Origin of the sequence: Cognaticolwellia aestuarii (assembly GCF_002000025.1) — a bacterium.
GTDB classification, from domain to species: domain Bacteria; phylum Pseudomonadota; class Gammaproteobacteria; order Enterobacterales; family Alteromonadaceae; genus Cognaticolwellia; species Cognaticolwellia aestuarii.
The window spans coordinates 25,190-49,030 of the sequence record NZ_MUZV01000019.1 but is presented as its reverse complement, the minus strand read 5'-3'; the positions used below and the strand labels follow the sequence as shown (position 1 = coordinate 49,030).

24 protein-coding genes and 1 tRNA gene are annotated in these 23,841 nt (G+C 38.4%); 13 read left to right on the top strand and 12 right to left on the bottom strand.

The annotated features are described in order from the left end of the window. Nucleotides 1–408 precede the first annotated feature (408 nt). Nucleotides 409–499 (bottom strand) — tRNA-Ser (locus B0169_RS18600). A 161-nt stretch (nucleotides 500–660) separates the two neighbouring features. Between B0169_RS18600 and B0169_RS18595 the strand changes: the two genes are divergently transcribed. From B0169_RS18595 to B0169_RS18570, 6 genes are all read left to right on the top strand, one after another. After that, nucleotides 661–1,278 carry a DNA-3-methyladenine glycosylase I gene (locus B0169_RS18595; protein WP_077288407.1) on the top strand — a complete coding sequence of 206 codons (618 nt, stop codon included), beginning with the start codon at nucleotides 661–663 and terminating at the stop codon, nucleotides 1,276–1,278. A gap of 287 nt (nucleotides 1,279–1,565) precedes the next feature. Next, nucleotides 1,566–2,231 carry a Bax inhibitor-1/YccA family protein gene (locus tag B0169_RS18590; RefSeq protein ID WP_077288406.1) on the top strand — a complete coding sequence of 222 codons (666 nt, stop codon included), beginning with the start codon at nucleotides 1,566–1,568 and terminating at the stop codon, nucleotides 2,229–2,231. A 111-nt stretch (nucleotides 2,232–2,342) separates the two neighbouring features. Further along, nucleotides 2,343–2,720: a sulfurtransferase complex subunit TusD gene (gene tusD / locus B0169_RS18585; RefSeq protein ID WP_077288405.1), complete on the top strand. Its 378-nt coding sequence runs from the start codon at nucleotides 2,343–2,345 to the stop codon at nucleotides 2,718–2,720. Beyond that, entirely contained in the window at nucleotides 2,720–3,097 is a 378-nt protein-coding gene (gene tusC / locus B0169_RS18580; RefSeq protein ID WP_077288404.1) for a sulfurtransferase complex subunit TusC, read from the top strand. Before tusD ends, tusC begins: the two co-directional genes overlap by 1 nt. Nucleotide 3,098: 1 nt before the next feature. Then, nucleotides 3,099–3,395, top strand: a complete 297-nt coding sequence (gene tusB / locus B0169_RS18575; protein ID WP_077288403.1) for a sulfurtransferase complex subunit TusB — start codon at nucleotides 3,099–3,101, stop codon at nucleotides 3,393–3,395. After that, nucleotides 3,392–3,724: a TusE/DsrC/DsvC family sulfur relay protein gene (locus B0169_RS18570; RefSeq protein ID WP_143323606.1), complete on the top strand. Its 333-nt coding sequence runs from the start codon at nucleotides 3,392–3,394 to the stop codon at nucleotides 3,722–3,724. Before tusB ends, B0169_RS18570 begins: the two co-directional genes overlap by 4 nt. A gap of 65 nt (nucleotides 3,725–3,789) precedes the next feature. Here the strand turns inward: B0169_RS18570 and B0169_RS18565 are convergent, their stop codons facing one another. Both B0169_RS18565 and B0169_RS18560 read right to left on the bottom strand, forming a co-directional pair. Next, on the bottom strand, nucleotides 3,790–3,990 hold the full coding sequence (locus B0169_RS18565) for a hypothetical protein (RefSeq protein WP_077288401.1): 201 nt from the start codon (nucleotides 3,988–3,990) through the stop codon (nucleotides 3,790–3,792). 180 nt (nucleotides 3,991–4,170) lie between these two features. Continuing rightward, nucleotides 4,171–5,616 (bottom strand): glyceraldehyde-3-phosphate dehydrogenase, encoded by a 1,446-nt coding sequence (locus B0169_RS18560; protein WP_077288400.1) that lies wholly within the window; start codon nucleotides 5,614–5,616, stop codon nucleotides 4,171–4,173. Nucleotides 5,617–5,769: 153 nt separating this feature from the next. Here B0169_RS18560 and B0169_RS18555 point away from each other — a divergent pair, with 153 nt between their 5' ends. Both B0169_RS18555 and gap read left to right on the top strand, forming a co-directional pair. Next, nucleotides 5,770–6,573, top strand: coding sequence for a DUF2989 domain-containing protein (locus B0169_RS18555; protein ID WP_077288399.1), 804 nt, complete (start codon nucleotides 5,770–5,772; stop codon nucleotides 6,571–6,573). A 391-nt stretch (nucleotides 6,574–6,964) separates the two neighbouring features. After that, nucleotides 6,965–7,963, top strand: coding sequence for a type I glyceraldehyde-3-phosphate dehydrogenase (gene gap, locus B0169_RS18550; RefSeq protein ID WP_077288398.1), 999 nt, complete (start codon nucleotides 6,965–6,967; stop codon nucleotides 7,961–7,963). A 391-nt stretch (nucleotides 7,964–8,354) separates the two neighbouring features. On the opposite strand, the gene B0169_RS18545 is transcribed toward gap, so the two are convergent. From B0169_RS18545 to zwf, 4 genes are all read right to left on the bottom strand, one after another. Beyond that, the gene (locus B0169_RS18545; protein WP_077288397.1) at nucleotides 8,355–9,002 is read right to left on the bottom strand and encodes a bifunctional 4-hydroxy-2-oxoglutarate aldolase/2-dehydro-3-deoxy-phosphogluconate aldolase; all 648 of its coding nucleotides are present in this window, start codon (nucleotides 9,000–9,002) and stop codon (nucleotides 8,355–8,357) included. An 83-nt stretch (nucleotides 9,003–9,085) separates the two neighbouring features. Beyond that, nucleotides 9,086–10,918: a phosphogluconate dehydratase gene (gene edd, locus B0169_RS18540; protein ID WP_077288411.1), complete on the bottom strand. Its 1,833-nt coding sequence runs from the start codon at nucleotides 10,916–10,918 to the stop codon at nucleotides 9,086–9,088. Between the two features lie 17 nt (nucleotides 10,919–10,935). Continuing rightward, nucleotides 10,936–11,628: a 6-phosphogluconolactonase gene (pgl, locus tag B0169_RS18535; RefSeq protein WP_077288396.1), complete on the bottom strand. Its 693-nt coding sequence runs from the start codon at nucleotides 11,626–11,628 to the stop codon at nucleotides 10,936–10,938. Then, nucleotides 11,628–13,097 carry a glucose-6-phosphate dehydrogenase gene (zwf, locus tag B0169_RS18530; protein WP_077288395.1) on the bottom strand — a complete coding sequence of 490 codons (1,470 nt, stop codon included), beginning with the start codon at nucleotides 13,095–13,097 and terminating at the stop codon, nucleotides 11,628–11,630. Before zwf ends, pgl begins: the two co-directional genes overlap by 1 nt. A 329-nt stretch (nucleotides 13,098–13,426) precedes the next feature. Between zwf and B0169_RS18525 the strand changes: the two genes are divergently transcribed. Continuing rightward, entirely contained in the window at nucleotides 13,427–14,275 is an 849-nt protein-coding gene (locus tag B0169_RS18525; RefSeq protein ID WP_077288394.1) for a MurR/RpiR family transcriptional regulator, read from the top strand. Nucleotides 14,276–14,343: 68 nt separating this feature from the next. Beyond that, a complete protein-coding gene (gene pyk, locus B0169_RS18520) occupies nucleotides 14,344–15,798 on the top strand; it encodes a pyruvate kinase (RefSeq protein WP_077288393.1) in 1,455 nt (484 codons plus the stop codon). 152 nt (nucleotides 15,799–15,950) lie between these two features. On the opposite strand, the gene B0169_RS18515 is transcribed toward pyk, so the two are convergent. Continuing rightward, nucleotides 15,951–16,799, bottom strand: coding sequence for a DUF6279 family lipoprotein (locus B0169_RS18515; protein WP_077288392.1), 849 nt, complete (start codon nucleotides 16,797–16,799; stop codon nucleotides 15,951–15,953). Nucleotides 16,800–16,986: 187 nt separating this feature from the next. On the opposite strand from B0169_RS18515, the gene B0169_RS18510 reads away from it, so the two are divergent. Next, complete coding sequence (locus B0169_RS18510) at nucleotides 16,987–18,030, top strand: ATP-dependent 6-phosphofructokinase (RefSeq protein ID WP_077288391.1); 1,044 nt, start codon at nucleotides 16,987–16,989, stop codon at nucleotides 18,028–18,030. Nucleotides 18,031–18,106: 76 nt separating this feature from the next. On the opposite strand, the gene B0169_RS18505 is transcribed toward B0169_RS18510, so the two are convergent. Continuing rightward, entirely contained in the window at nucleotides 18,107–19,021 is a 915-nt protein-coding gene (locus B0169_RS18505; protein ID WP_077288390.1) for a LysR family transcriptional regulator, read from the bottom strand. 171 nt (nucleotides 19,022–19,192) lie between these two features. Here B0169_RS18505 and B0169_RS18500 point away from each other — a divergent pair, with 171 nt between their 5' ends. Further along, a complete protein-coding gene (locus B0169_RS18500; RefSeq protein ID WP_077288389.1) occupies nucleotides 19,193–19,906 on the top strand; it encodes a type 1 glutamine amidotransferase domain-containing protein in 714 nt (237 codons plus the stop codon). 107 nt (nucleotides 19,907–20,013) lie between these two features. Further along, nucleotides 20,014–21,102: an NADP-dependent oxidoreductase gene (locus B0169_RS18495; protein WP_077288388.1), complete on the top strand. Its 1,089-nt coding sequence runs from the start codon at nucleotides 20,014–20,016 to the stop codon at nucleotides 21,100–21,102. Between the two features lie 255 nt (nucleotides 21,103–21,357). On the opposite strand, the gene B0169_RS18490 is transcribed toward B0169_RS18495, so the two are convergent. The 3 genes from B0169_RS18490 to B0169_RS18480 form a co-directional block, all read right to left on the bottom strand. Then, entirely contained in the window at nucleotides 21,358–21,807 is a 450-nt protein-coding gene (locus tag B0169_RS18490) for an SMI1/KNR4 family protein (RefSeq protein ID WP_077288387.1), read from the bottom strand. A 72-nt stretch (nucleotides 21,808–21,879) separates the two neighbouring features. Next, nucleotides 21,880–22,704 carry a LytR/AlgR family response regulator transcription factor gene (locus B0169_RS18485; protein WP_077288386.1) on the bottom strand — a complete coding sequence of 275 codons (825 nt, stop codon included), beginning with the start codon at nucleotides 22,702–22,704 and terminating at the stop codon, nucleotides 21,880–21,882. Beyond that, nucleotides 22,701–23,774 (bottom strand): sensor histidine kinase, encoded by a 1,074-nt coding sequence (locus B0169_RS18480; protein WP_077288385.1) that lies wholly within the window; start codon nucleotides 23,772–23,774, stop codon nucleotides 22,701–22,703. Before B0169_RS18480 ends, B0169_RS18485 begins: the two co-directional genes overlap by 4 nt. Nucleotides 23,775–23,841 lie beyond the last annotated feature (67 nt).

Here is a 23,841-nt window from a genome sequence, read left to right as displayed (position 1 = left end):
ACGTCACTCGCATACAGGCGGTGTTTCACCTGCTAAGTTTGAGGAAGCGTATTTTTCTGAGTTAGAAACTGTCTAGTGAAAGCTGGGAAGTCCAAAGTAAGAAAAATTTAAGTCTGTTAAGGTAGCCGATAAAAGGAACTTTTTCTAATCCCCTTTCTATCAATAATAGATATTTCTTCAATTGAATTCCCATTTCTAAACAAAACTCTATTCATACTATCTAAATAACGACTCTATTGTCATTTAAAAAATAGTGGTTTAGTAAATAAGTATCTGACACATAGGATATGTATATTTAATTCAATTGGTATAAAGAGATAATTATCGTTTTAAGAAGGAAATGGATCCGTATATGATCCAAAGAAAAAGGCAAGTCAACCTAAATGATTGACTTGCCTCTATTTAATGTGGCGGTGAGATAGAGATTTGAACTCTAGAAGGGCTACAAACCCTTGCCGGTTTTCAAGACCGGTGCTTTCGACCACTCAGCCATCTCACCTGAACTCTAAAGCGTTGCTGCTTCAGAACGAGGCGAATATTAAAGGCTCGATATTGTCTTGTAAAGCATTTATTCTATAAAAAAGTTTGTTTGCTAAAAAAATCAACAATTTGCCAATTATTTAAACAAATAAAGGCGATTTTTATATTTAAGGAAAGTTTGTGAGTGAAGAAAAAACTTGCCGTTGCCCATGGCTTGATACATCAAAACCAGATTATGTTGCTTACCATGATAACGAATGGGGCGTTCCCGTTCTTGATGATAATAAATTATTTGAATATTTAGTGCTTGAATCTGCACAAGCGGGATTAAGTTGGTACACAATTTTAAAAAGACGCGATGGCTATCGAAAAGCATTTGCTAATTTTGAGGTTGATAAAGTAGCAAAGCTGACTTTTGAAGATGAAGCGCGTTTAGTTTTAGACGCTGCCATTATTCGCCATAAAGGTAAAATTGCCGCAACAGTCAATAATGCAAAGTGCTTTATCGCAATTCAACAGGAGTTTGGCAGTTTTTCTCGCTACCTTTGGTCATTCGTTGACAATAAAGTACAAGTTAATCGTATTAAAGAGACAGAGCTCTCCCCTGCTACATCAGCAATTTCTGATGCTTTAAGTAAAGATTTAAAGCTACGCGGCTTTAAATTTGTCGGTTCAACGATTATTTATGCATATTTACAAGCGGCAGGACTAGTGAATGACCATAGTAGTAATTGCTTTAGAAAGAAGGAAGTTATAGATAGCTATAAAAAGCTTGGACTTGCCTGGCAACAACGCTGATGAACACTATTTGAAAGGTTAACTGTTCGATTATTGCCGCTGTCATCAAACTTGAACATATATTTGCTATATAACATTGGCTGTTACAAACTTTGACAATTAATTGATCAATATCAGCTATGTTAAAGATAGTAATTAAAAATATAGCATGCCATAATATGTCAATATGGTTTGTGGTTAGTTTTAACTGACTGATCAATTTCAAGGTTAAATATTTGATTTACCCTTGAACTTTTGACATTCGACCATATCTAAAAAATATAATTAGCATACTTAGAGGAAATTTTATGCAATCAAATATTAGTTTAAATGCTAGTAGAAGTTCAGCGATTGAAATTAACAAGGTATTGAAAAATACTTATATGTTACTTTCGATGACTTTGGCGTTTAGTGCCGTAACTGCTGGTGTTTCTATGGCGATGGGCTTGTCTCATATGGCTGCCTTAGTGATGACCTTAGTTTCATTCGGTTTATTATTTGTTGTTAATAAGAATGCCGATAAAGCGAGTGGTATTTTTTGGATTTTTGCCTTCACTGGTTTAATGGGTGCCTCTTTAGGCCCAATGCTTAACCATTATGCGGCAATGCCTGGCGGTCCATCATTAATCATGCAAGCATTAGGTGGTACAGCGTTAATTTTCTTTGCACTTTCTGGCTACGCATTAACCAGTAAAAAAGACTTCTCATTTATGGGTGGCTTTTTAATGGTTGGTTTAATCGTTGCTGTAATTGCAATGGTAGCGAACATTTTCTTCCAAATTCCAGCGCTATCTTTAGCAATTAGTGCTGCAATTATCATGATTATGTCTGGTTTGATTTTGTTTGATACAAGCCGCATAATTCACGGTGGAGAAACAAACTACATTCGTGCAACCGTTTCTTTATACTTGAATATTTACAACATCTTCGTTCACTTACTAAGCTTGTTAGGTGTTTTCGGTGGTGATGATTAATTAACAGTTAAAAATCATTAAATGTGATTAGTAATTGTTTATACTCTACGTATAAAATATAAAGCCTCAATATTGAGGCTTTTTTATTACCTGTTTTCAAGTAAGGCAATTATGCAGAACACTTTAGCTTTGGTGGTAACTACTCCACCAAATAGTAACTTAACCACAAGCGCAATTAACCTTGTACATACGGCAGTTGAAAATAACATCAAAGTTATTGGGGTATTTTTTTATCAAGATGGCGTGTTAAATGCTGCTAAGCACTTATCAATACCTAGCGATGAGTTTCAAACCCTAGCGCGATGGCAACAACTGCGAAAAGACTTTGGTGTACCACTTTATTTATGTATTACAGCCGCAGAAAAACGAGGGTTGAGTGACGAATTAAGCCGCGATGATTGTTCCAATATTGATACGGCTTTTACGGTATCAGGTTTAGGTGAGTTAGTTGAGCTAACCAGTAACGCCGAGCGCGTGGTGCAATTATAATGACAGAGCTAACACAAACGACTAAATCCATTGCTATTGTTAATACACAAGCGCCCTTTTCAAGTGCTACCGGTAAAGAAGCACTTGATGCGGCATTAATATTTGGCTCATTTGAACAAGCTATATCATTATTTTTTATCGGTGATGGTGTATTTCAGGTGATCGGAAACCAAAATGCCAGCTCACTTGAAACGAAAGATTATTTAAAAACATTTTCAGCACTTACATTTTATGACATTGAAAATATTTATGTTTGCCAACAGTCATTAACCGAACGAAACTTACCAGCTAATTTTCATGTTGATAATATTCAAGTATTAACAACAGCAGAGTTCAGCCAACGCTTACATTCACATCAAGTGATTTACAGGTTTTAACATGGCAATGTTACATATAATTAGAAATTCAGGCTTTACCAGTAATACTTTATCGCAATGCTTAACTATGTGCTTGCCAGAAGATGCTATTTTATTGATGGACGACGGTTGTTATAATTTACAACATCCGTTACTACTCGAAGCACTAACAAAGCAAACAGCAATTGCGGTATACTACGTCAGCCTGCACGCAAGTGCCCGAGCACTTCACAATGAACACCCATCATTAACTGCAATTAACTTTGATGAAGTGCTTAAACTCATTTTTACGTTCGACAACTCAATTACTTGGTCATGACAATACTATATAACAACGCTGAATTAGCGACTGATAAACAAGGTTATTTACTCGATTTTACCCAATGGAATGAAGAGGTTGCCATTCTATTGGCTGAAACTGATGAGGTTGAGCTTTTACAAGCGCACTGGGAAGTGATCCGTTTTGTGAGAGAATTCTACTTAACGTACAACACATCTCCGGCTATTCGCGCGTTAACCAAAGCAATGAAAGCTGAGTTTGGCGAAGAAAAAGCCAGCAGCCGCTATTTATACCGCTTATTTAAAGAAGGCCCTGCAAAGCAAGCAACTAAATATGCCGGGCTACCTAAACCGGCGCGCTGTATTTAATAACATTACCGATCGATTATTATACAAACCACCTGAGTTTTTCGACTAAGCCCAGGTGTTATTATTTATACTTTTATATTGATATTTTGACCACTGTTACCCGTTGTTGGCAAGGTTGGAGTTGTAATTGCAGCAGTAGCAATGAGGTCTAACGCCATTTGCCCTTCCAGCTCAGTTTGAGACTTTGCTAAGTTAGCTGTTTTAACCGCGACCGACGTATCAGTGTGCTGCGTGATGGGATTATTTGCATTTATCTCTAATGACATTGTTCACCTCTCAATTGATTACCTAAACTACAAATCTATCTCGACCTGACACTATATCGACAGAAACCAAGTTAACTTAAGGGCGATCAAAAAATAAGCATAAAAAAAGCGCTTACCTCGTTGGTAAACGCTTTTAAAATTGGCCCAGTTTAAAAACTAGTCCTGTTTAATACCATGAAATTATAATGGTAGGGTTGGTACGTTGATATCAGCCATCGCTAACATAACACGCACAACCTGACAGCTGTAACCAAATTCATTGTCATACCATACGTAAAGTACAGCGCGATCGCCGTCTACAATAGTAGCTTGTGAATCAACAACACCAGCATATCGAGAGCCTACTAGATCAGTAGAAACAATTTCAGTTGACGCTGTGTAATCTACTTGGTTTTGAAGCTTAGAGTTTAAAGAAATATGACGTAAGTAATCATTTAAGGCTTCTTTGTCTGTTGCTTTTTTCAAGTTCAAGTTCATGATCGCCATTGAAACGTTTGGTGTAGGAACACGAATCGCGTTACCTGTTAATAAACCTTTCAATTCTGGTAGTGCTTTAGCTACCGCTTTAGCAGCACCTGTTGTACTGATAACCATGTTTAATGGTGCACTACGACCGCGACGAGGCGCAGGATGGTAGTTATCAATTAAGTTTTGATCATTGGTATAAGAATGCACTGTTTCAACGTGACCATTACGAATACCAAACTCGTCGTTAAGTGCTTTAAGTACTGGTGTAATAGCGTTTGTTGTACAACTTGCGGCAGAAACAATTTTATCTTCTGATAAAATCATGTCTTCGTTTACACCGTAAACGATGTTTTTGATGTCACCTTTAGCTGGTGCTGTAAGAAGCACTTTAGCAACACCTTTTGATTGTAGATGTTGGCCTAAACCATCTTCATCACTCCAAATACCTGTATTATCAACAACAAGTGCATTGTTTATACCGTATGCAGTGTAATCAATTTCTGAAGGTGATTTAGCGTAAATGATCTTAATAAAAGCACCATTGGCTTTAATAACGTTATTTTCTTTGTCAATCGTAATACTACCGTTAAAGGCACCATGTACTGAATCGCGACGAAGTAAGCTAGCGCGCTTTTCTAGGTCGTCTGCTTTACCTGGACGAATAACAATAGCACGTAAATTTAATTTAGCGTTTGGACCGGCACGTTCAATAAGTAAGCGTGCTAATAAACGACCAATACGACCAAAACCGTAAAGTACAACATCTTTAGATTCTTGTAGGTCAGTATCTTTGGCAATAGAGCTTAATTCTTTCTCTAAAAATTGTTCAATTGACAGGCCATTTGCTTCACCTTTAAATAAATAACGATAAGCTAACTTACCCACGTCAATGCGCGCAGGCGCCAATGACATGCTAGCTAATGCTTGCACAAATGGGAAACTTTCACGTAAGCGTAATTTATTTTCTTCGTGTAAAGCCACTGATTTATGTGCTTTAATAATGTCGATAGCAGAAGCATTAACTAGTGGGCGGCCATAAATAGAAATTTCAATTCCGTTATTTCTAAATAGTTGTCCGATGATCGGCTGCATGTTTTCAGCGAATGTTTGACGTTCTTGCCAACTAGTTTGATATTGTTCCTCAAGATGAGAAGTCATTGCGTAAACCTTTTATTTCAGTCAATTGAACGATGGGCTATTATTAATTTACATTAATTATAAGTAATAACTAAATGCGGCGCATATTGTAATCTAACACGAATTATTTCGCTACCAGTTACAGACGTTTTCCAGGGGATAATTAAGAAAAGTATGAAATTTTATAAAATTGCCAGTTTTTTACCTTTGTGCGCATTAATGGCTTGTGAAAAAGGTCCTAATTTTGCTGAATTGTGCGATCAAAACCCAGAAATTTGCCAAGAATTTCAAGAAGACACTTGGTGCAAGCGAGAGCGAATTGCAGTTGGTTTTGCCAATTTAGACCATAAAATAGAAGCAAGTGATGGCAATAAATTTCAACAACTTATTGCTTATGAAGGCTATGAAAAGTGTATGGCACATGCTTCAAAAATTGAGCACATTAAATTAAAGGTAAAAAAAACTAGGCGCATTAACAATGTTATGAAAGCGCAAGAACGGATCAAAGAAATATCGCTGGCAACTCAACACTCTGAACACCCTGACCTACTATATTTTCATTGGTCGCGTTATTTAAATGAGCAGGCTTTAAGTAAGTTTGTCGCTTTAGAAGGTAATGAATTACTTGAAAGGCCAAATAGACAAGTGAACTTAGCGAGTTATTACGCTAAACGTGATCCTAAAAAAACCTTAAATTTGCTTTATCATGCCCTTGAGTTGTATGAAAGCGATGACACACTTGATACTGAAATATTTAAATCAATCGCCAGTATCTTTGCCGATAAAAAAGAGTATAAACAAGCTTACATTTGGTCAAAAATATTGCACTCATATAATCCAGAAGATACAACTATCAGCGAAAAAAGCCTCGACAGTTATGCAAAAGCTAGTGGTTTAGATCGTGAGTTTTTAGACAAAGTAGCCAGCTCTACATTAGACAAAATTATTGCTGGTCGTTTTACCTCACCCCATACTTAATTTTATCATTCGAGTGTCGGTCTGGATTTGAATTTGGCTTCAAAAACAACCAGCAAAATAAAAACGCCACCTAAGCATATTACTTTTTTAGGTGGCGAATATACTTAATAGCAAATTTATATCTCTTGTTACATCCACTCAATCAAACCTACCCTATCTTGAAATGAATACAACACTGCACTGATAACAGTAAAAATAACTACCAAATAAAGCCTGCACAATGAAAGTAGCACATTAAAAGTGCACAGATTGACGATATTTGTCATACCTACCAACAAAAAATGTAATAAAACAAGAAATACTATAATAACACCTACTAAAATCAATATATCACTTGTAATTTTCTTTAAATGATGTAATTTTACTACATAAATAATTTTAAGGTATCATTATGACAATTAAAGTAGGTATCAACGGCTTTGGTCGTATCGGAAGATTCGTTTTTAGAGAAGCATTTGCCAGAGCAGATGTTGAAATAGTCGCAATTAACGACTTAATTGACGTTGATTACATTGCCTATATGCTTAAGTATGACTCTACTCACGGTCGCTTTAATGGCACTGTTGACGTAGTGAACGGCCAATTAGTTGTCAATGGCAAAAATGTTCGTGTAACGGCAGAACGTGACCCTTTGAATCTAAAATGGGACGAAGTCGATGTAGACGTTGTTGTTGAGTCTACCGGCTTATTTTTAACTGACGATACCGCCCGTAAACATATCACAGCCGGTGCGAAAAAAGTGGTTCTTTCAGCGCCATCTAAAGATGATACCCCCATGTTTGTTATGGGCGTTAACCACGCTGAGTATAATGGTCAAGATATCGTTTCTAACGCTTCATGTACCACAAATTGTTTAGCGCCTATTGCAAAGGTGCTTAATGACAATTGGGGCATTAAAGATGGTTTAATGACAACTGTGCATGCGACAACAGCAACACAAAAAACTGTTGATAGCCCTTCTGCAAAAGACTGGCGTGGTGGTCGCGGTGCAGGACAAAATATTATTCCGTCTTCTACTGGGGCAGCCAAAGCAGTTGGTAAAGTTATTCCGGCACTAAATGGTAAATTAACCGGTATGGCATTCCGTGTTCCTACGCCTAATGTATCCGTGGTGGATTTGACGGTAAATCTCAATAAACCAGCAAGTTATCAAGAAATTTGTGCCGCAATGAAAGCTGCATCACAAGGCGAACTCAAAGGTATTTTAGGTTATACCGAAGATGCTGTTGTCTCAAACGACTTTATTGGCGAGCAATGTACCTCAGTTTTTGATGCAACAGCAGGTATCGCATTAACTGATACTTTCGTCAAAGTGGTTTCTTGGTACGATAATGAAATTGGCTATTCTAATAAAATATTAGATTTAGCAAGTTACGTTTCAAGACAGTAAACTTTATTTATCCAGAGTTCAGGTTATTTAAATTTTAAATGAAAAGCAGTGTTGTGAGAAAGTCAGAATTTATTCTGACTTTTTTTGTTTTTGTATTTGTTTACGGGGTATTTTGTGCGAGCTTGTGTAATTACTTCAATCAGCCAATGAGTGACTCACTATTTCAATAATATTTTATCAATACTTCCTGTGCTTAGCGTTACATAACTAGTTAGACTTCTCTGCTTAGCTAGCTATTTAAAAATAACTCAGCTTGTAGCAATGGGTTTTTAATCGTCAGTAGCGTCATTCAGGCAATAAAAAACCAGATAGTTATCTGGCTTTTATGATCTATTTACTCGATTGAATGTTACGCGTTAAACAAGTGGTAAGGTTTACGCTGTTTTGTCATTTACTTTACATGTGCTAGTGCTTGTTTAGCTAAGCGGGTAATTTCTTGCCAATTACGTTGTTTGATAATTTCATCAGAGACTAGCCAAGAGCCGCCACAACATGCCACATTAGGTAATGCTAAGTAATCTCTAACATTGTTTAAATTGATGCCACCCGTTGGACAAAATTTAATATCAGGAAATGGCCCACCAATTGATTGTAACGCTTTTACGCCGCCAGAAGCCTCAGCAGGGAAAAACTTCAAATGGTCATAGCCACAGTCAATGCCGGTCATTAATTCTGAAATTGAAGAAATACCAGGGATCAGGGCTAGCTCATTTTCCTTACCTGCTTGTAATAAATCGGTAGTTAAGCCTGGGCTGATTGCAAATTTAGCTCCCGCATCAGCTGAACGTTGTAATAACTCTCTATTGGTGACTGTACCAGCCCCAACAACAGCTTCGGGTAAATGCTTCGCGATTGTACTGATCACCTCTAAAGCCGCCGGTGTGCGCAAAGTCACTTCCAAAACTTTAACATCTGCTGCTAAGAGTGCTTCTGCAATAGGTAGTGCATCTTCAACATTTTTTATCACCAACACAGGAACTATTGGGCCCATGGCAAAGAGATCCGCTGGCTGCATTTGCCAATTATTTGATAACGTCATAATTCCTCTTAATTTTTAATCATGTTAATTTGAGCAACTCGGCATTTTTCATAGAAAAATATATGCCGTGTTGCTGAGTATACTTAAGTAGCACAAAGGTGGTTTTCATCAAATAGTGAGCATGCACCGGTTTCAGCTGAACTTAAATTACGACGCATAAAGCCAAACAATTCACGCCCCATACCTTGATGATGACCATTGACTTTAAAGGTAGCGCTTTCGCGTTGTAGGAGTTCAGCTTCATCAACTAGTAACGTTAACTGCCCTGTTTCACCATCGAGTAATATCATATCGCCGGTGTTAATTTTCGCGATCAAACCGCCGTCTAAAGCTTCAGGGCATAAATGAATTGCCGCAGGTACTTTACCTGACGCACCTGACATACGACCGTCAGTAACTAACGCGACTTTATAGCCTTTATCTTGTAATACGCCTAACGGCGGTGTCAGTTTATGTAGCTCAGGCATACCACGGGCTTTTGGCCCTTGAAAACGTACCACAGCAATAAAGTCTTTATCTAATTCACCTGCATTAAAAGCGATATCAAGTTCATGTTGATCCTCAAATACCACGGCTGGTGCTTTAATAACAAAACTACCGGCTTGCAGTGACGATGTTTTTAATACCGAAACGCCTAAGTTGCCTTTCATAACTTTTAAGCCACCATCGGCTTTAAAGGGTTTTTCAGCCGTTGCTATGACTTCTGGATCGCCTGATGATTTAGCTCCGTCAATCCATTTTAATTGGCCATTTTCAAGAATAGGCTGTTGGGTATATCGCGTTAAACCACGTCCGCAAATTGTTTCAACATCTTCATGAACAAGACCCGCTTCAATCAGCTCTTTAAAAAGTAGCGCCATGCCACCGGCTTGTTGGAAGTGGTTAATGTCGGCGTGACCATTTGGGTATATACGGGTTAGTAACGGCACCGCATCAGACAAGTCATTAAAATCTTGGAAGTTGATAATAATACCAGCGGCTTTCGCAAATGCGATGATGTGCATAGTTAAGTTTGTCGAACCACCTGTTGCTAATAAAGCAACAATCGCATTCACAATCGAGCGCTCATCAATCATTCGCCCTACTGGCATATAATTGCCTGATTGTTGGGTCAAACGTGTAACTTGTCGCGCTGCAGCTTTAGTTAATTCTTCACGTAACGGGGTGTTAGGAGCAACAAATGATGCCCCCGGTAAATGCAGCCCCATGACTTCTACAACCAATTGATTTGAGTTTGCTGTCCCAAAGAAAGTACAAGTACCTGCACTATGATATGAAGCAGATTCTGCTGCTAGTAACTCTTCTTTGCCCACTTCGCCTTGAGCGTATTGTTGGCGAACACGGGCTTTTTCTTTATTCGGAATTCCTGATGGCATTGGACCTGCAGGTACAAATACGGTTGGCAGATGGCCAAAGGTCATACTAGCGATCATCAAGCCTGGGACTATTTTATCGCATATGCCAAGCATCAAAGCGCCGTCGAACATATTGTGTGAAAGCGCTACCGCCGATGACATAGCAATAACATCACGACTCATTAAGCTCAAATCCATACCAGGCTGACCTTGGGTTACACCATCACACATGGCAGGTACACCACCAGCGAATTGTGCCACGCCACCCGTTTCTTTAATTGCAGCTTTGATAATCTCAGGATAGGTTTGATAAGGTTGATGTGCAGAAAGCATGTCATTATAGGCGGAAATGATAGCAACATCAGAGTGATTAACACCGCGTAATGTTGCTTTATCATCTTTACCACAGGCGGCGAAGCCATGAGCTAAGTTACCACACGATAAGCTTGCACGATGTACCGTTGTTGATTTTTCAGCCGCTATCTTTTCAAGATAAGCACGACGAGTTGCTGCACTTCTGTCAATGATACGCTGTGTGATTTGTACAATATTTTTGTTCATAACATTTTTATTCATTATTATTCCGCCCAATAAACTTGTGTATTAACGTCTGGCGTTTGTAGAAAAGCCCTAATTGGCATTTCTGTTGGTTCTTGTCCGGCGACCGCTGTAGCTAACACCTGCTTTTTGCTAAAGCCGGTAATATGTAAGAAAGTATGCTTGCTTTTTACTAAAGCAGCGAAACTAAAGCTAATGCGCTGATGCGGCGCAGTTTTCGGTGTAACCTTTAACAATGTAGGGCTATCTGGCGCTAAACATTGCGCTATTTCATCACTACACGGAAATAGCGAGGCGGTGTGGCCATCTTCACCCATTCCTAAAATAAGTACATCTAAAGGTAAAAGTTGCTGATCAGCGGCCAGGTTTAAATCCGCTAAAGTCTCATCAGTAAGAAGCGCACCTTGTTTTAAATGAAAGAATTTGCCTTTCACGGCTTCGTTTTGTAATAAATGTTCGTGTACTAGCTTAGTGTTACTGTCTGCTGAGTCAATATCAACCCAACGTTCATCGGCTAAGGTAATAGTAATGGCATGCCAAGCCAGTTTTTTCTTCGATAAGGCGTGAAAAAAGCCTTTTGGCGTAGAGCCACCAGAAACAGCTAAACTTGCTTTGCCGTTGCTTTTTAATGCCTTAGTAAGTAAGTCGGCAACTTTATCTGCCAGTGCGTTATCCAGAAGCTCGCGTTGTTTAAATTCATTAAATTTATACATTATTCCACCCACTGACGATCATCACGTGCAATTAAAGAAATCGATGAAACCGGTCCCCAAGAGCCTGCTGCGTAAGGTTTAGGTGCATCATGAGTTGCTTTCCAGGCGGCAATAATGCTATCAGCCCATTGCCAAGCGGCTTCAACCTCATCACGCCTTACAAATAATGACTGATTGCCATTAATAACTTCCAAGATCAAACGTTCATATGCATCAACAACCCGTTGGTTATCGTAAGCTTGTGAAAAACTTAAATCCAATTTGTTTTCATGAATTTGCATTTGTGAAGAAATACCCGGAATTTTATTCATCATTTCAAGCTCAACGCCTTCGTCAGGTTGCAAACGAATAGTCAATTTATTTGATGGTAAATCGGTATAGCTTTCGCTAAAGATATTATGTGCTTGTTGCTTAAAGTGCACGACAATTTCACTGTGCTTTTGCGGCATACGCTTACCCGTACGAAGGTAAAATGGCACACCAGCCCAGCGCCAATTATCAATTTCAGCTTTAATTGCCACGAAAGTTTCTGTCGAGCTGTTAGTTTTCGCCCCTTCTTCATTTAAATAGCCCGGCACAGCTACACCATTTAAATAACCATCAGCATACTGTCCTCTGACCGTTTTTTCTTTTACGTTTTGACGCGTAATAGGTTTAAGCGCTTTAATGACTTTTAACTTTTCATCACGAATACTATCAGCACTTAAATCAGCCGGTGGCTCCATGGCTAATAGCGATAACACTTGTAGCAAATGGTTTTGTACCATATCTCGCATTTGCCCTGCTTCGTCATAAAACCCCCAACGACCTTCGATGCCAACACTTTCTGCAACGGTGATTTGCACATGGTCAATACAGTTTCGGTCCCAGTTGTTGGTAAACAGTGTATTGGCAAAACGCAATACTAATAAATTTAATACGGTTTCTTTACCTAAATAATGATCTATTCGATAAATTTGTTGCTCTTTAAAATAGCGAGACACTTGATCATTAATCACTTTTGATGACTCTAAACAATGACCGATAGGCTTTTCCATCACGACTCTGTCGCTAGCGTGAATTAATTTTGCTGACTTTAAACCTTCACTGATATCGCCATAAATGGCCGGTGGTGTAGAAAAATAATAAACACGGGCGCTTTGGCTTTCGGCTAAGGTTTTTGCTAATTTGTCGTAAGATTTAATATCTTTAAAATCAAGCTGTTGATATACCAGTTTAGCTAAAAACTTTGTCACTGTACTGTTATCTAATGCTTCAGTGATAAATTCATTTAAACTCTGATCAACTTGTTGGCAAAATTCTTCAAGACTGAGTTCGTCTCGTGCAACAGCGATTATACGTGCATCGTCGTTTAGCAAACCTGCTAACTCTAATTGATATAAAGAAGGCAGAAGCTTACGGCGAGATAAATCTCCAAGTGCTCCAAAAATAACAATTTCGTTTGCTAACGGGCAATCTATGTTTTTCATCGCATCTGTTCTCAATTATTTTTTATATTAGTTTCATTGTAACTAAACTACATTTACAGTTAATCTAACGACTATATCATCAGTAGTAAAGTGATTTTATGTAATTTTACTACATTAAAGAGGTTTTCCTCACTATGTAGCCAAACCAACTCTATTAAACACTCTTATTTGATTAAGTATTTGCTAATTTTATCTCTTTAACCTTATATTAGGCATAATTATGAAATAAATTTACATAATTTCTGTTATTAAAGCAGAAAATAAATTACAGTTATAGAATATTTGGTCAGTATAGTACCAGTTAAGTAATCCGTTAAGGCTCAATCGCAATGAATATATTAGAAAAGATCGCCAACGAGTTAGATACTTTCAGTAAATCTGAGCGTAAGGTGGCTGAAGTTATATTATCATCGCCCAGTACTGTCATTCATGCCAGTATCGCTGCGTTGGCAAAACAAGCTAATATCAGTGAACCAACAGTAAATCGCTTTTGTCGACGTTTAGATACTAAAGGTTATCCAGATTTTAAGCTACATTTAGCGCAAAGCCTAGCCAATGGCACCCCTTATGTTAATCGTCATGTTGATGAAAATGATTCGGCGGAAGAATATACCTCAAAGATTTTCGAATCGACTATGGCCAATCTTGAACTTGCCCGTAAAAGTCTTGATACCTCAACAATCAATCGCTCCGTTGACCTACTAACACAAGCAAACAAAATTTCATTCTTTGGTTTAGGTGCTTCAGCGGTTGTTGCCCACGACGCACAAAATAAATTTTTTCGTTTCAATGTGCCTGTGGTTTATTTTGATGACATATTAATGCAACGTATGAGTGCTATAAATAGTCGTCAAGGTGATGTAGTTGTGGTTATTTCCCACACGGGAAGAACAAAGTCGTTGGTAGATGTTGCCAGCTTAGCTCGGGAAAATGATGCCACCGTTATAGGTATAACCACAGCGGGTACGCCATTAGCAAAAGAATGTAATATCGTATTATCAGTTGATGTTGCCGAAGATACGGATTTATATATGCCGATGGCATCACGAATTGCTCAGCTTACCTTAATCGATTGTTTGGCTACCGGTTTTACTTTACGCCGCGGCACAAAATTTAGAGATAATTTAAAGAAAGTTAAAGACAGTTTACGTAGTTCACGTTTTGAACGTAAAGATTAGTTACCTGCTATTGATAGCTTATCCATAGTGGTTTTAAAGTAAAACATTGCATAAATTTAAGGATTATCATGCCTAGAAGAACCAAAATTGTCGCAACCTTAGGTCCGGCAACTGACGAAAGAGCTGTACTCAAACAAGTACTTGCTGCAGGTGTAAATGTTGTTAGATTAAACTTCTCTCACGGCATTCCACAAGATCATATCGACCGTGCAAATACCGTGCGTGAATTAGCGAAAGAGCTTGGTATTTATGTTGGTATTTTAGGTGATTTACAAGGCCCTAAAATTCGAGTTTCAACCTTTAAAGATGGCCCAATAAAACTAGCTATTGGTGATAAGTTTGAATTAGACGCCACCTTAGCTAAAGGCGAAGGTAACCAAGAAAAAGTCGGTATTGATTACAAAAAACTGCCACAAGATGTAACACCAGGCGATATTTTATTGCTCGACGATGGTCGTGTTCAGTTACGTGTACTAGAAACTAAAGGTCAGTCTGTTTTTACTGAAGTCACTGTTGGTGGCCCTTTATCGAATAATAAAGGCATTAACCGCCAAGGTGGTGGCCTTACAGCCCCGGCTTTAACTGACAAAGATAAAGAAGATATTAAACTAGCCGCAAAAATCAATGTTGATTTTCTTGCTGTTTCATTTCCTCGTGATGCTGCCGACATGCGTGAAGCGCGTTTGTTAGCACAAGAAGCCGGTTGCGATGCTCGTTTAGTTTCAAAAATTGAACGTGCAGAAGCCGTTAATGATGACAAGATTTTGGATGGTATTATTTTAGCTTCTGATGTCGTTATGGTTGCCCGTGGTGATTTAGGTGTTGAAATTGGTGATGCAGCCCTCGTAGGAAAGCAAAAACATATTATTGCCCGTAGCCGCCAGTTAAACCGTGTAGTTATTACAGCGACACAAATGATGGAAACTATGATTGAACAGCCTATGCCAACACGTGCTGAAGTCATGGATGTTGCTAATGCCGTTCTTGATGGCACTGATGCTGTCATGCTTTCAGCTGAGACAGCAGCCGGTAAATACCCTGTTGAAACAGTTAAGGCGATGGCCGCTGTATGTATTGGCGCTGAACAAGAAAATTCAATTACCACCTCTAAGCATCGTGTTGAAATGATTTTTGCTGAAGTTTCTGAAACTATTGCTATGTCGGCGATGTATGCGGCGAATCACTTAGATGGTGTTAAAGCTATTATTGCCTTAACTGAATCAGGTCAGACGAGTAAGATCATGTCACGTATTTCATCTGGCTTACCTATTTACTCTTTATCACGCCATAGTAAAACGCTAACAAAAACGGCGATTTATCGAGGTGTTTATCCAGTATCTTATGATTCAACCCGTTGTGATAATGATGATAAGTTAGCCCAAGACGTGTTAGCGCTTGTAGCTAAAGGCTCTGAATTGAAAGTGGGCGATAAAGTGATTTTAACCCATGGTGACTTAATGGAAACGGTTGGCGCAACCAATACTTTGAAGATATTAACATTAGCGAAAAAGCATTTCGCTTAATCGGCTAATACCAAGCCGTTCTATACCGAGTAAGGTAAGTAAAAAGGTAGCATTTATGCTACCTTTTTAATTTTTCGTTTTTCATTTTTCGTTTTTCAACGTTAGTACTTCAGCAGTAACACTATACAGCAGACACTTTACTACTGACTAAGTCAGTCATTAGCAATCAAGTACTTTAAATCACCTACAAGCTTATTAATTTTTTTATTAATACGTTTACGTTGCTTGTCTGTTGCTGAGGTGGCCATGTAAACAAAAATGCGGGCAAATACCTGATTATTATTTTTAGTAATAGCATTTAAATTATCATCTCGTAAACTGCGACCATTTACGAACAAGCGATAGAATTCAAACTTGAATTGGTGCTCTGGTAGCTCCGCATTTAGCAGTTCAGCAAATTGATTAGTCCAATGTTGGCGATAGTTCATTCTAGGTTCGAACGAACGCTGATAAGATTGACTTAGCAAATTAACTTGTTGTTTTTGTTTTGTGCTTAACCTACCAAACCAGGCTTTAAGTTGATCTGTTTGCTGCTCAGCTCGTACTTCGAACCATTGTTGTTGAGTCAGTATTTCATTATCGTCGATTTGCTCTTGCTGGGCGGCTTTTAATGCCAAAAGTAATTGTTGTTTTTGTTTAGCTGATAAACTAAAAGCTAAAGGTTGTAGTTTAGGTTCAACAGCCATTAAAATATTTTGCCAATGTTCAAGTAATTGAGTTAAGTTTTCTGTAACTTGCTGATCACCTAGATCATTATTGATCGAAAATTGTAGTGCCTTTAGCTGTTTAACATAAAGAGGTAGTTGTGTTGTACGATGCCAGTCGTGTAACGCTTCGAAAGACCTATCAAAAGCTTGCTGTTGTGATTCAGTCAAGGTGACATAGTCATCAAGATACCAATTCGCCCACCAATCTAAATGATTATAAATAAAACGAAAACCACAACCAGAGACAAAAATTGCCAATATACATGCCAATAAATGAGTTCTGAAATTATTCATCAAAGTCCTATATGGTAAATTTTACCCACTTTATGTCGCTTAATTATATAAAATGATAAATCGGTTATTGACTTACATTAAGATAAGCGCGCTTTAAAAGAAAACTATTTTTACTTTTGCTCAACAATTGTTAGTTTAGATAAACTTGTTAAATTTTAGTTATCGGTTCAGTCATCAGCAGGAAGTTATGCAAAAAAATATTCAAACTGTTAAGAAAATTGCCATTTTAACCAGTGGTGGTGATGCACCAGGCATGAACGCGGCCATTCGAGCTATTGTTATTGCTGCGCAGCATTATCACTTAGAGGTTGTAGGATTTTATGCCGGTTATAATGGTTTAATTGACGATGTTTCAACACCATTAGGGCTTACTGATGTTAGTCATATTATTCACCGAGGTGGCACAATATTAAAAAGTGCCCGCTGCCCTGCCATGGAAACAACTTTAGGTATAGAGCAGGCGACTAGTACCTTACTAAAAGCACAAGTAGATGCCTTAATTGTTATTGGTGGCGATGGATCATTTGCGGGGCTTATGGCACTGCAAAAACAGTGGTCTGGGCAAGTCATTGGCATCCCCGGTACAATAGATAACGATATCGATGGTACTGATTTCACGATTGGCTTTTCTACGGCTATTAACACAGCAATTGAGGCAATTGATAAAATACGTGACACGGCAGAAGCTTTCGAGCGAATTTTTATTATTGAGTTAATGGGCCGACACAGCGGCCATATCGCCTTCAATGTTGGTATTGCTTGTGCTGCTGAGCAAATCATTTCATTCGAAAACTTTGTATCTAACAGAAATACTAACCATCATGAAGCTGATAAATTAAAAACGCTTGCGAAAGAAATTAAGCAAGCACAAGCTAATCGTCATGCGAGTTATATCATCGTACTTGCTGAAAATTTATGGCGTGGTGGCGCTTCTGCACTAGCTCAACAATTACAGACTATCGCTGAAATAGACTGTACGCCATGTATTCTTGGCCACATACAGCGTGGTGGCTCTCCAGTCGCTAAGGATAGGATTTTAGCAACCAAGATGGGGGTTGCTGCTGTGCAGGCCATCATTTCAGGGCAATCCAATATTATGATCGCTGAGCAAAGCAATAACATTGTCCATGTAGCTTTATCTACCGCCATTATGCATCAGCAAGGTGTCAGTGAGAGTTTAGTGCAAGCACAAGATAATATTTTAGCCTTAACAGCACAGCATTTATCTTAACAAGTTTTAAAAAAATGATTGATAACGCCAGCTCTAACCGAGAAAAAACTTACTTAACAACGCTAAGCTCAGCACATCAAATTGTTGCTAAATTTGCCTGTTGCTGAGTAAAAAACTGGCTAAGAAAGTCGATTAATAATCTCAACCTTTTTGAGTTAGCAGCACCAGGTGGAAAAACACCATAAACATCAATTGCTTTTAATTGATAATCGGTTAGTACAGATTGTAAACGCCCTGCTTTTATTTTCTCAACAGCATCATACAGTGGAATGCGCCCTAAACCCTGCCCACCCACAACAAAAGCGGTACGTGCTGCGGCATTATTAGTGGCAATAGAGCCCTTAACATCAACAGTATAAGTTCGTCCTGCCTTTTCTAAGCTGATCTTATTACTGGTTAATTTATAAATAACCCAGGTGTGATGTTTTAATTCTTCAGGTGTGATCGGTTTACCATAGCGTTCGAAATATTCTGGTGAGCCACATAAACAGGTTTCTAATACTGCAAGTTTGCGCGCTTGTAGGCCAGAATCAATTAAAGGAGCACCACGAATCGCTAGGTCAATACCCTCTTTGACAATATTTACCACTTCATCGGTCAACATAAGATCGAGTTCAATTTTCGGGTAAATTTTACGAAATTTATCTAAGGCTGGTACTATGGTATGAAGGCCAACACTGACGGGGCAAGTAATTTTCAATAAGCCTTCCGGTTCATGCTTAACATTCTCTATTTGTTGATTAGCCGCACTGGCTTGCTGCGCAATAATACGGCAGCGTCGATAATAGTCCTTTCCAGCTTGTGTTAGTGCTATAGAACGCGTCGAGCGATTTAGTAGTATAACTCCGTGTTGCTGCTCCAATTTTTTTATGTGATAACTTACAACCGCTCTTGAAAGCCCAATATGCTTGGCCGCTGCACTAAAGCTGCCTTGTTCAACAACATGTGAAAAAACCACCATACTTTTTAATTGCTCAAAGGAAATATCCACCTGATCACCTTGGTATATTGACGCTCAACAATAATTGTATCAATTATTTGAACAAAGATATCAATTTTATCTGCATTGTATTAACAATGACTAAGCATATACTTGATGTCATAGGCACAAAGTAAGAATATATATTTTCATCAATGGAAGCATTCACTTAGGATTATTAAAATGACGACAACAAATGTAAATCAAGCAGCAAACAATAAACAAGTTTTGATGGTATTAACTTCACATGATCAATTAGGCGATACTGGCGAAAAAACGGGCTTTTGGCTTGAAGAGTTCGCCGCTCCTTATTATCAGTTAATTGACGCAGGCTTTACCGTAACGTTAGCTTCTCCTTTAGGTGGACAACCGCCTTTAGATCCAAAAAGTGCTGAAGCAGATTTTCAAACTGATGCTACACGACGCTTCGAGCAAGATACGGCAAGTCAGAAAATATTGGCAACAACCACTGAGTTATCGTTAATTAATGCCAGTGAGTATGCTGCAGTATTTTACCCTGGTGGTCACGGACCGCTATGGGATCTAACCAATAACCCTAAATCAATTGATTTGATCGCTAGCTTTATTGAACAAAACAAACCTGTTGCAGTGGTCTGTCATGCCACAGCTGTGCTATTAAACGTCAAAGATAAGGCTGGGAATGCCTTAGTTAAAGGTAAAAAAATTGCTGGATTCACTAACAGCGAAGAAGCAGCTGTGCAATTAACGAATATTGTGCCTTTTTTATTAGAAGATGAGCTGATCAAACAAGGAGCCGATTATCAAAAATCTGACGATTGGTCATCATTTGTCGTTGAAGATGGCAATATTATCAGTGGTCAAAATCCAGCTAGTTCAAGTGAAGCCGCTAGCCGACTCATCAAACGTTTACGCTAAAATATTAGTACATAATGCGCTAAAACTTTCGGTTAGCGCATTAAATAGCTCATTAGGGTGATAATTCTCCCCCACTAAAGATAAGCAAAATTCAAGTTTGGAATAAAATGACATTACCCTCAAAAAACAAGGCCGACAATAGCGTAGCTTTGCAGCAAAATTGGCAAGTAAACCGTCAAATTACCTTAGCTTCACGACCCGTTGGTGCGCCAAGCATGGAAAATTTTAACCTGACGGAAACACAAATACCGACCCCCAACCAAGGAGAAGTGTTACTACGAACGATTTACCTTTCATTAGATCCATACATGCGTGGCCGTATGAACGACGCTAAGTCGTATGCTGAGCCAGTCGCTATTGATGAGGTTATGGTCGGTGGTGCAGTATGCCGTGTTGAAAAATCACTAAACGATAAATTTAAAGTCGGTGATTTAGTGGTTGCTTATACCGGCTGGCAAGACTATGCAGTGACCAACGGGGAAGAATTATTAGCGTTACCCAAAACGTTAACAACCCCCTCTTATGCTCTTGGAGTGCTTGGAATGCCGGGTTTAACGGCTTATATGGGATTACTCGACATAGCACAACCAAAAGCCGGTGAAACGGTCGTCGTGGCTGCGGCAAGTGGCGCTGTCGGCAGTTTAGTTGGGCAAATTGCTAAGTTACGAGGTTGTCGTGTTATTGGCATTGCCGGTACTGAAGATAAATGTCGTTATGTGATCGATACCTTAGGCTTTGATGCTTGTATTAACCATAAACATCCAGATTTAACACCACAACTTGCTGAACAATGTCCCAATGGTATTGATGTTTATTTTGAAAATGTTGGCGGCGCGGTATTTGACGTTGTCATGCCATTACTTAACCCTTGTGCTCGTGTGCCCTTATGTGGTTTGATTTCACAATACAATGCCACGGCTTTACCTGATGGCCCAGATAGACTGGCACAACTTATGGGGCTGCTTCTTGTTAAACGTATTAAAATGCAAGGTTTTATCGTTTTTGACGACTATGGCCACCGTTACAATGAATTTAGTCAAGCGATGGGACAATGGCTTGTTGAAGGAAAAATTCATTACCGTGAAGATAAAGTCATCGGGTTAGCACAAGCTGCTAAAGCATTTATGGGTTTATTAGAAGGTGAAAATTTTGGTAAATTGGTGGTTGAAGTGGGTCCACTGACTTTAGCAAACTAGTTTAACTTATCTTTCTAGGTAAGCAGTCTTATCAGTTGTTTGTTTGAAACCGTTTAAAGCAAAAGAGGTAAATAAAGTAATATTTACCTCTTTATCATGTTTATTTCATGAGATTTAATATCATAGTAATACCTGCGTGTTGTGATCAGCAGACGATATTATTTAATGACCCAGCTGCAACGTATAGCTCAAGTTCAAACTCAAGTATGAAAACATGAAACAATCACACACTAAGCAAGCCAATAAAGAAGCCAGTTAAAGCGTGTTAAAACGGTCTAACCAAGCACTAAAAGTATCAGCAACTTGAGTAACCGTACCTAAGTTATGATTAAAAAAATACACTGGAAGGTCTTTTTTCTGGCTTTGACAATCACTGAGTTTAAAACAAAACATATTACCTTTACAATCTGAGGCAAACAAAATATGGCCTTTGGGCATCCCTGTCATTTCATAAAGTTTAGATAATGAATAAACATCTTCAAGGCTCAAAAAGTCTTGAACTTCGCTGATATCAACACCCAAGTCACATATTTTAGTGAGCACGTTTGGTGAATGAACTAAACCATAATGTAATAATAAATATTTATAAGATTCTGGTAATGTTGCTGTTAATTTTGATTCAAGTGTTAAAATATCGGCAGACGCTATTGGGCTCATCACTTGTTTACTTGCCCAGTTTTTTACAAAGAGATCAATACTGTTCATTCAAAAAACTCCAGGCGATAACTTCAAGGTAGACAAAACCACCCTGGTAAATTTATTGATAGGGTAATCTTTTTAAGCCACTACTGCCTTTTTGACTTTTTCTTTATAACTGCGGCTAACTTTCAATTCTTTACCATTTGACATGACAAGGTAATATTCGCCATTGAGTTGACTACAAAACTTGTCAATGTAACTTTTGTTGACGATAGTTGAACGATGGCTACGTAAAAAGCGTCGAGGATCTAAAATTTCTTCTAACTGCTTCATGGTTTTTCGCAGGATATGCGTATTATCGTGGGTGTGCACACACATGTAATCACCCGCAGCGTCAATCCATAAAATATCTTTAACTGGCACTCTACTAACTTCACCAGCATCTTTTATCGCTAACACATCAGAATAACTTGAGAGACTAACGGGTTCATTATTCTCTAATTCCTGCAAAATTTTATCGCAGTCATTACCAGTAACATCACTGACTAAGCGTATCAGTTTAGATTTATGTATCGCATTGACTTCACTGTTGATGCTTAAGCGAATTTTATCTAAGGTTTGTGCTAGGCGTTGCTCGTCGGCAGGTTTAAGCAAATAGTCTTGTGCATGTACTTCAAACGCTTGCATAGCATATTGGTCGAAAGCAGTAACAAATACCACCATAGGTAACGACAATCCTTGCTCGATAATGGCCTCAACGACTTCAAAACCGTTTAGACCTGGCATTTGTATATCAAGAAACATCAAATCAGGTTGATAAGCCCTAACGGCTTCAACCGCTTCTCGGCCATTAGTGCACTGCGCAATAATGTCGATATCTTTATGATCTTCCAAACGAACCGCAAGGCCTTTTCTTGCCAGGGGTTCATCATCAACAATAATGGTAGAGAGCTGCTTGCTCATACTTGATGGCCAACTTCATAGGGAATTCGTATACTGATTTTAACACCAGTTGGTATATTGTTGGCAACCACTAAAGAAAAATCATTCTGATATAATGCTTGTAGCCGCTCACGGGTATTAACTAAACCGACACCATTCTCACGAAATAAGTTACCATTTTTAATTTCTGCGCCAGGGCCATTATCTGATAATTCAATCAGTAAATCATTGGCAAAACGATAAACAGAAACCTTTATTTCTCCGCCTTGTTCTTGAACGGCTACAGCATGCTTAATGGCATTTTCTGCCAACGGCTGCAATATCATGCTTGGCACTAATGCCAATTTACAATCGCCAGCAATATCAAAATTGACTTGAAGACGCTCTTCAAAGCGAACTTGTTCAATATCTAAATAAAGTCGTAATGCCTGTAGCTCACTATTTAGAGATACACGTTTCATTGGATCTTTATCTAAAGAGTAACGTAAAAATTCGCTTAGTTTAGTTACCATAGCGTTCGCAGTTTTATTCTCTTTAACCAAAATCAAAGTAGAAATAGCATTTAAGGTATTAAATAAAAAGTGTGGATTAAGCTGATAGCGCAACATTTTTAGCTGCGCCTGATGAGCAACGGTATTGGCACGCAACACGTTTTGTTTTTCTTTTTGCAGCATTTGGTAATACTTAGTACCAAAATACAAGCCACTCCAACTTAAAATGATGAAAAATGATAGCAAACTATTTTTTGTATAGTACAACCAGAAATCAGGCCGGTAGCCATGTTTATAAATTTCCCAGTAATTAATATTTTTTACTACTTGCCACAATACGCCCGTGAAATATGAAGTTAAAATAACAACAAGTGCAATTTTTAACGGGGTAAAATTCCAAATTCGACGGTAAATATATCTTAATGGTGCGGTAAACAACCAACCGGCATAGGCATTTAATAAAATGATGACCAGAAAAATATCACGTAAATCGTGCAGCAAAGAACCTAAGTAATGGACTAAGGCAAAACCACACCAGCCAGCGGTATGCACCAACCAAAATAAGCGATTTCTGTTTTCAACAAACTCTTTCCAATTCACACAATATAACCGTTTAATAACCTTAGGTTAATTATGCGCTAAGCACGCTATTCTAGCACTACCACTA

Coding starts and splice junctions, on each gene's coding strand:
- B0169_RS18590 (WP_077288406.1), top strand. CDS start 1,566: ATGCAATCAAATATTAGTTTAAATGCTAGTAGAAGTTCAGCGATTGAA.
- tusD (WP_077288405.1), top strand. CDS start 2,343: ATGCAGAACACTTTAGCTTTGGTGGTAACTACTCCACCAAATAGTAAC.
- tusC (WP_077288404.1), top strand. CDS start 2,720: ATGACAGAGCTAACACAAACGACTAAATCCATTGCTATTGTTAATACA.
- tusB (WP_077288403.1), top strand. CDS start 3,099: ATGGCAATGTTACATATAATTAGAAATTCAGGCTTTACCAGTAATACT.
- B0169_RS18570 (WP_143323606.1), top strand. CDS start 3,392: ATGACAATACTATATAACAACGCTGAATTAGCGACTGATAAACAAGGT.
- B0169_RS18565 (WP_077288401.1), bottom strand. CDS start 3,990: ATGTCATTAGAGATAAATGCAAATAATCCCATCACGCAGCACACTGAT.
- B0169_RS18560 (WP_077288400.1), bottom strand. CDS start 5,616: ATGACTTCTCATCTTGAGGAACAATATCAAACTAGTTGGCAAGAACGT.
- B0169_RS18555 (WP_077288399.1), top strand. CDS start 5,770: ATGAAATTTTATAAAATTGCCAGTTTTTTACCTTTGTGCGCATTAATG.
- gap (WP_077288398.1), top strand. CDS start 6,965: ATGACAATTAAAGTAGGTATCAACGGCTTTGGTCGTATCGGAAGATTC.
- B0169_RS18545 (WP_077288397.1), bottom strand. CDS start 9,002: ATGACGTTATCAAATAATTGGCAAATGCAGCCAGCGGATCTCTTTGCC.
- edd (WP_077288411.1), bottom strand. CDS start 10,918: ATGAACAAAAATATTGTACAAATCACACAGCGTATCATTGACAGAAGT.
- pgl (WP_077288396.1), bottom strand. CDS start 11,628: ATGTATAAATTTAATGAATTTAAACAACGCGAGCTTCTGGATAACGCA.
- zwf (WP_077288395.1), bottom strand. CDS start 13,097: ATGAAAAACATAGATTGCCCGTTAGCAAACGAAATTGTTATTTTTGGA.
- B0169_RS18525 (WP_077288394.1), top strand. CDS start 13,427: ATGAATATATTAGAAAAGATCGCCAACGAGTTAGATACTTTCAGTAAA.
- pyk (WP_077288393.1), top strand. CDS start 14,344: ATGCCTAGAAGAACCAAAATTGTCGCAACCTTAGGTCCGGCAACTGAC.
- B0169_RS18515 (WP_077288392.1), bottom strand. CDS start 16,799: ATGAATAATTTCAGAACTCATTTATTGGCATGTATATTGGCAATTTTT.
- B0169_RS18510 (WP_077288391.1), top strand. CDS start 16,987: ATGCAAAAAAATATTCAAACTGTTAAGAAAATTGCCATTTTAACCAGT.
- B0169_RS18500 (WP_077288389.1), top strand. CDS start 19,193: ATGACGACAACAAATGTAAATCAAGCAGCAAACAATAAACAAGTTTTG.
- B0169_RS18495 (WP_077288388.1), top strand. CDS start 20,014: ATGACATTACCCTCAAAAAACAAGGCCGACAATAGCGTAGCTTTGCAG.
- B0169_RS18490 (WP_077288387.1), bottom strand. CDS start 21,807: ATGAACAGTATTGATCTCTTTGTAAAAAACTGGGCAAGTAAACAAGTG.
- B0169_RS18485 (WP_077288386.1), bottom strand. CDS start 22,704: ATGAGCAAGCAGCTCTCTACCATTATTGTTGATGATGAACCCCTGGCA.